7 protein-coding genes are annotated in these 6,836 nt (G+C 43.2%); 6 read left to right on the top strand and 1 reads right to left on the bottom strand.

Annotated features, from left to right (window positions below; genetic code table 11):
* The 5 genes from Q0191_RS00215 to Q0191_RS00235 form a co-directional block, all read left to right on the top strand.
* Nucleotides 1–578: DUF4299 family protein (locus tag Q0191_RS00215; RefSeq protein WP_297662725.1), on the top strand; the 578-nt coding region annotated here is incomplete at its 5' end.
* A gap of 330 nt (nt 579–908) precedes the next feature.
* A complete protein-coding gene (locus Q0191_RS00220) occupies nt 909–1,670 on the top strand; it encodes a nucleoside phosphorylase (protein ID WP_297662727.1) in 762 nt (253 codons plus the stop codon).
* 6 nt (nt 1,671–1,676) lie between these two features.
* Entirely contained in the window at nt 1,677–3,362 is a 1,686-nt protein-coding gene (locus Q0191_RS00225; protein ID WP_297662729.1) for an ABC transporter ATP-binding protein, read from the top strand.
* Nucleotides 3,355–4,191, top strand: a complete 837-nt coding sequence (locus tag Q0191_RS00230; RefSeq protein WP_297662731.1) for an energy-coupling factor transporter transmembrane protein EcfT — start codon at nt 3,355–3,357, stop codon at nt 4,189–4,191. The genes Q0191_RS00225 and Q0191_RS00230 overlap by 8 nt, the downstream gene beginning before the upstream one ends.
* A gap of 46 nt (nt 4,192–4,237) precedes the next feature.
* On the top strand, nt 4,238–4,822 hold the full coding sequence (locus Q0191_RS00235) for a hypothetical protein (RefSeq protein ID WP_297662733.1): 585 nt from the start codon (nt 4,238–4,240) through the stop codon (nt 4,820–4,822).
* 122 nt (nt 4,823–4,944) lie between these two features.
* Here the strand turns inward: Q0191_RS00235 and Q0191_RS00240 are convergent, their stop codons facing one another.
* Entirely contained in the window at nt 4,945–5,406 is a 462-nt protein-coding gene (locus Q0191_RS00240; RefSeq protein WP_297662734.1) for a DUF805 domain-containing protein, read from the bottom strand.
* A 364-nt stretch (nt 5,407–5,770) separates the two neighbouring features.
* On the opposite strand from Q0191_RS00240, the gene metG reads away from it, so the two are divergent.
* Nucleotides 5,771–6,836, top strand: a 1,066-nt coding sequence (gene metG / locus Q0191_RS00245) for a methionine--tRNA ligase (RefSeq protein WP_297662736.1), incomplete at its 3' end; no start/stop codon positions are given.

Here is a 6,836-nt window from a genome sequence, read left to right on the forward strand (position 1 = left end):
GAGAATATAGCAGTTCAAGTGTCTGGGACTACCCTTATCAAGAGGACATAGTTTTTGGCTTGGAGGCTTTTCTAAAATCAGGCTATGAGCTTGTGTATCAAGAGGGTATTCGGAGAACGCTTGCCCTGAGTCCACATCTGGTGGAAGGTTTCTTGAAGGCAGATAATCCTGCTCAGAGTTATAGCGATTTTTTCACCACTCGACAGTATAGTGGTGCCTATGACGCTCAAAGTAAATTTTATGGAAGTGAGCAGAGTGAAAAAATTTTAGGTACCTATACGCTAACTGCTGGTGTTGATACAATCCTGCCTCTCGTACCTACCCTCGCACCAGAAGATACTGAATATATTGATGAATTAAAACTTAGCTGGTGCTGTAATCTGGTCGGATGTGATGATGCAGACCCAGATAATCTTGAGAAATTCTTTATTTACAATAGAATTGCATATTCAGATTTTTTGGACAAGCTTCCTGAAAATATGACACAATTATTTGATGCTGAGAAAGTTCTTGTTTCTGCTATGACTTTTGCCCAAATGAAAGCTCTCTTTGAAGATTGCCAAGAGTTTGTTTTGTAGTCTTTGTTCGTGTCAAGACTGGACTCAGCCAGTTTAGCTTCCATTTATGGATGAATAATCTTTTTAATGTGCAAACTCTCATTCAGATTGACTGCCCTCCGATAGCTAGATTAATATCTAGCTATCGGAGGGCAGTTACTTTATCCCAATCTTTTTTGTTTTGAAATGCGCTTGAACCTGTCCTTGCTATAGAGTCTGCCTATATCCTTGGCTAGCTAGAAAATATGCTGGTGATAGTCAGTAGACAGCCTTTTTATGATACAATAGTAGGATAGAGTCAGTGGAGATTAACTGGCTATTTCATGCTAACGAAAGGGACAAAATAAGCCAATGATTCTTGAAGAATTTGATCAAAATCGTAAGGCCATCATTAATCCAGAGGATTTGATAGAGCCTATTGAAGGATTTCCGGAGACGGCAGTGTCCTGCTTTGCTCGGGAGACCTTTGCCCGAATGCTGGCGGATTTTGATCATGAGTTGATTACGACGACATCCATGGCCAACATTGAAATTCCTATCTATCGGGTCTTTGCGGATGGGCAGGAGCTAGCTCTTTTTAATGCACCAGTTGGAGCTTCTGCTTGTGTGGCTATTCTGGAGGATTTGATTGCTTTTGGTATGAAAAGACTGGTTCTCTTTGGGACTTGTGGTGTGCTGGACGAGGATATCAAAGAAACATCCGTCATTATTCCTACAGCAGCCTTGCGTGATGAGGGGACTAGCTATCATTACCAGCCGGCTAGTTCGGAGATAGCAGTCAATGTCGGCTCGCAGGATTTTCTGGTAAATTTCCTTGAGCGACGAGGGATTTCCCATAGCTTGGGCAAGGTTTGGACGACCGATGGCATTTTCCGAGAGACTGCGGACAAGCTGCGCAGGCGAAAAGAGGCGGGAGCTATCTGTGTGGATATGGAGTGCTCGGCTGTAGCGGCTTTGGCGGCTTTTCGTGACATTCAGGTTTGCCAGTTCTTTTATGCGGCGGATCATCTGTCTGAGGAGGCTTGGGACATGCGCAATCTGGCTAATCATGCGGACTTAGACGAGAAAGACAAGGTGGCCAATCTGGCGATTCAGATCGCTCTGGCCTTATAGAAAAACATGAAAAAACCAATTATTCAATTTGAAGATTTTAGTTTTCAATACCAGGCTCAGTCGGAGCCGACGTTGAAGCATATTAATCTGACCATTTATGAGGGGGAAAAGGTGCTGCTTATTGGGCCGTCTGGCTCTGGCAAGTCAACCCTGGGTCAGTGTCTCAACGGCATTATTCCCAATATTTACAAGGGACAGGCCAGTGGCCAACTCTTGATTAAGGGGCAGCCAGCCTTTGATAGTAGTATTTATGACAAGTCAAATCTTGTCAGCACGGTTTTGCAGGATACGGATGGTCAGTTTATCGGGCTCAGTGTAGCAGAGGATCTGGCCTTTGCTCTGGAAAATGACATGGTGGATTTGCCCTTGATGCGGGAGAAAGTTATCCGTTGGGCGAAGCAGCTAGACCTAGAGCAGCTTTTGGATCATCGTCCTCAAGACTTGTCTGGCGGGCAGAAGCAGCGGGTCAGTCTGGCAGGTGTCTTGATCGATGAGAGTCCAATTTTGCTGTTTGATGAGCCTTTGGCCAACCTCGATCCCAAGTCTGGTCAGGACACGATTGACTTGATTGATCAGATTCATAGAGAAGCTGCAACCACGACCATCATCATTGAGCACCGCTTGGAAGATGTTCTTTATCGACCTGTTGACCGAGTTGTCCTCGTCAATGATGGTCAGATTCTCTTTAACGGTGCGCCGGATGATCTGCTTAAGACAGACCTCTTAGCGGAAAATGGGATCCGAGAACCTCTCTATATTACGGCCTTGCGGCAGCTTGGTTTTGATGTGGCAAGCGCGACTCATCTGATTGATTTGACCAAGCTGGAACTTGCAGAACTTTCGCAGAGTCTGACCGAGCAAAAAGCAGAGCCGGATGACAGTCGTCACGAAGCCCTTTTAGAACTTGACCATGTTTCCTTTGCCTATCAGAGCAATCAACCTATTTTGCGGAATATCAGTCTGAAGATGTTCAAGGGTGAGCGGATAGCCATCGTTGGGAAAAATGGAGCTGGCAAGTCTACGCTAGCCAAGGCTCTCTGTCGTTTTGTTGACACAGAGGGGGAGTATCGTTGGCAGGGACAGGATATCAAGGGAGACTCTATCAAGGAGCGAGCGGAGCGGATTGGCTATGTCCTGCAAAATCCCAATCAGATGATTTCGACCACAATGATTTTTGATGAAGTGGCTCTGGGACTACGGTTGCGTGGTTTGGCCGAAGCAGAGATTGAAGAAAGAGTTCATGCTGTTCTCAAAACTTGCGGTCTCTATGAATTCCGCAGTTGGCCAATTTCAGCCCTGTCTTTTGGTCAGAAGAAGCGGGTGACCATTGCTTCTATCTTGGTGCTAAATCCAGAGATTATCCTTTTGGATGAGCCGACAGCTGGTCAGGATCAGCGCCATTATACAGAGATGATGGACTTTCTCGATGAGCTAAACCAGCAGGGACACACGATTATTATGATTACCCATGATATGCAGCTCATGTTGGATTATTCGGATCGGGCAATCGTGGTGGTGGACGGTCAGATTTTAGCAGACCAGTCGCCTGCTCAGGTTTTGTCCAATCATGAGTTGATTGCAGCGGCCAATCTAAAGGAAACATCGATTTTTAGCTTAGCTGAGAAGCTGGGAGTGGATCCGCTAGCTCTGACTCAATTTTACATGCGAAAAAAGGAGGAAAGTCATGTTTAATCAACAAAAATTGATTGGCTACCATGCCGGAAAGACTTTTCTCCATGCTCTTTCTGGTGCCAGCAAATTGATCTTTTTTATCCTGGTTTCGGTGGCGGCCATGATGAGCTACGATACGCGATTCCTCCTTCTTGTGGCTCTGGCATCCCTGGTGTTATTTCGATTGTCTGAGATTCGGCTGAAGGATATTTCTTTCGTTTTAGCTTTTGCGGGAACTTTTGCAGCGCTGAATATTCTCATGGTCTATCTCTTTGCACCACAGTATGGGGTGGAGATTTATGGAGCCAAGAATCTGCTCTGGACAGGATGGGGAGCTTATAATCTCACGCTTCAGGAGCTCTTTTATCTCTTGAATCTTTTGCTCAAGTATTTCTCAACGATTCCCCTAGCGGTGATCTTTCTTATGACCACCCACCCCAGTCAATTTGCTTCTAGTCTGAATCAAATCGGCCTTTCTTATAAGATTGCCTATGCGGTCAGTCTGACCCTGCGTTATATTCCAGATTTACAGGAAGAATTTTACCTCATCAAGATGTCTCAAGAGGCGCGTGGACAAGAATTATCCAAAAAGGCTCCCCTTAGCAAGCGGGTCAAGGGCAATCTGCAAATCGTCATTCCCCTAATTTTCAGCTCGCTCGAGCGAATCAATACGATCGCGACGGCAATGGAGCTACGCCGCTTTGGGAAAAATAAAAAGCGGACCTGGTACACCCAGCAAGCCTTCGGAAAACTAGACAAACTTGTAATCCTGGTGTCCGTCCTTTTACTAGCCCTCAGCCTTCTTCTTTTCCTTGTCAATCAAGGACGCTTTTATAATCCTTGGGCATAGGCTAAAGGTGGAAAACTAGCCATGTTTGGATTGAGAGGATCAATTGGTGCAAGAAAAAATAAATGTTAAATTTTATAAGGAGTTAATTTTTCCTGTTTTTTGTGGTCTAGGGGCTTTCATTTTGCTCTTGGCTTTGTCACAGACAGATGAAGTCGGGGGGAGAATGACCCTGATTTTAATCATCCTGCTAATGGCGATGAGTGGTCTCTTTACTTGCCTTGCTATAGTCAATAGAGAAAAGAGTTTGCGACGCTGTCAAGAACTTTATTCTCACTTTCCAGAGCTTGAAAAGGATTTTCAACTGATTTATAGCGATTCTCGTTATGTGCGTGAAAGCCTATCTCTCTATCTCTACAAGGATGCCATCATACGGGTTGATGCTTATTTCCAATTTCTCATGCTTTCTGACTTAGCTGATGTGACCATTAAGATTGAGGAAGTGGAAGAAACAAAGTATGCAAAAGTTCATCACCTGTATCTGTATTACAATCCAATGAGTTCTAACAAAGATATTCGTCTGGCTTTTGGGCCTTATACGGATCAAAAATATATTGACTTATTACAGTTTTTAGATGTGATGAATCAAGTTGCTCCTTGGATTCGAATCTATAATGAAGCTATGGAAAAATAGTATGCTTTAACAAATATAAAAAACAGGTAAATTTAACAGGCCTTCCAGAGAGTTAGACACAAAAATCTAACCTTTCGGGAGGCCTGTTAAAGTAGAATGCTTTTTGCTTGATTCAATGGACTTTACTCGTTTTCAGTTGTTACAAAATTTTGTTGGTAATTTTGCTGCTCTTGATAGGGATTTTGGCTAAATTGCTGATCTTGGTAGTCTGTATTATTATAGGAATCATTGCTAAGGAGTTCATATTTTGTAGGCTGACAATAAAAAATAAACAGAATAAAATAGCCAAAAAGTGGGACCAAGTACAAAAAGAGAAGAGCCCAATGATAGCCACCATCTCGCAATCGTCGAACTTTAATGGCGAGAGAGGGAAGCAGAATTGCAATGTAATAGACAAGCATCAGGCCAGAAAATAAGGATCCTCCAATCTCAGAGTTCAAAACCGTCTCAATCAGAAGAGCAGTACAAAGTATTAGTATTATTACTAAAAAATGGCAGAGAATGGGCCACCAATATTCTGGGCGAGTTGAGCGACCAGTGAAATCCACATAGCCCTTCCAAAATTTTTTATATGCATCAATCATGTAGTAATCTCCTTAAATATTTTTTATATATTCTACTATATTTAGCAAGAATTGGCAAGTTTTGGAGAAATAGCGATCTTTGGCTAGAATAAAATAGGTGGCTAAATCAAGCTGTTTTATTATAGCCCTAGAGAAAAATTATGAACAAACTAAGAAGCTTGTTTCTCAACTGATTTGATGAATAGAGCTGTTATTTACTATTACTATTGTCGAAAGAAACTATGGAATAAAACCTATCGTCCTTATTTATTTGAAGAGAAGAACGCCTAAAATCAATGTCAGTTATCCTCTTTCAATCGCTTGGAAATATGATATAATGAAGTGTTATCAAAAAAGGTTTCATTAGCCTTGAAAGGATTAAAAAATGACTACAAAACAACCGTTTTATATTACGACACCTATTTACTACCCGTCTGGCAAGCTCCACATTGGGTCTGCCTATACGACCATTGCCTGTGATGTTTTGGCTCGCTACAAGCGCCTCATGGGCCATGATGTTTTCTATCTGACTGGTCTTGACGAGCACGGTCAAAAAATCCAGCAAAAAGCTGAGGAAGCTGGGATCAGCCCACAAGCCTATGTCGATGGCATGGCGGTTGGAGTGAAAGAACTCTGGGGATTGCTTGATATTTCTTATGACAAATTTATCCGGACGACCGATGACTACCATGAAAAGGTTGTGGCTGATGTTTTTGAAAAACTCTTGGCCCAAGATGATATCTACTTGGGAGAATATTCAGGCTGGTATTCTGTATCTGATGAGGAATTCTTTACTGAAAGCCAGTTGGCTGAAGTCTTCCGTGACGAAGCTGGAAATGTAACTGGCGGAATCGCGCCGTCTGGACATGAAGTGGAGTGGGTATCAGAAGAGTCTTACTTCCTCCGTCTAAGCAAGTACCAAGATCGTTTGGTAGAATTCTTCAAATCTCAGCCAGACTTTATCACACCTGATGGTCGACTCAATGAAATGCTGAAAAACTTCATCGAGCCAGGTTTGGAAGATTTGGCAGTTTCTCGTACAACCTTTACATGGGGAGTACCAGTCCCATCAAATCCTAAACACGTTGTCTATGTTTGGTTTGATGCCCTGCTCAACTATGTGACAGCTCTTGGCTACGGTCAAGATGAGCACGGGAACTTTGACAAATTCTGGAACGGAACAGTCTTCCACATGGTGGGCAAGGACATTCTGCGTTTCCACTCCATCTACTGGCCAATCCTTCTGATGATGTTGGATATCAAATTGCCTGAACGTTTGATTGGTCATGGCTGGTTTGTCATGAAAGATGGCAAGATGTCTAAGTCTAAGGGCAATGTAGTCTATCCGGAAATGCTGGTAGAACGCTACGGTTTGGATGCTCTGCGTTATTACCTTATGCGCAGTCTTCCGGTGGGATCTGATGGGACATTCACACCTGAGGACTATGTAG

The organism is uncultured Streptococcus sp. (assembly GCF_938036805.1).
Lineage (GTDB): Bacteria > Bacillota > Bacilli > Lactobacillales > Streptococcaceae > Streptococcus.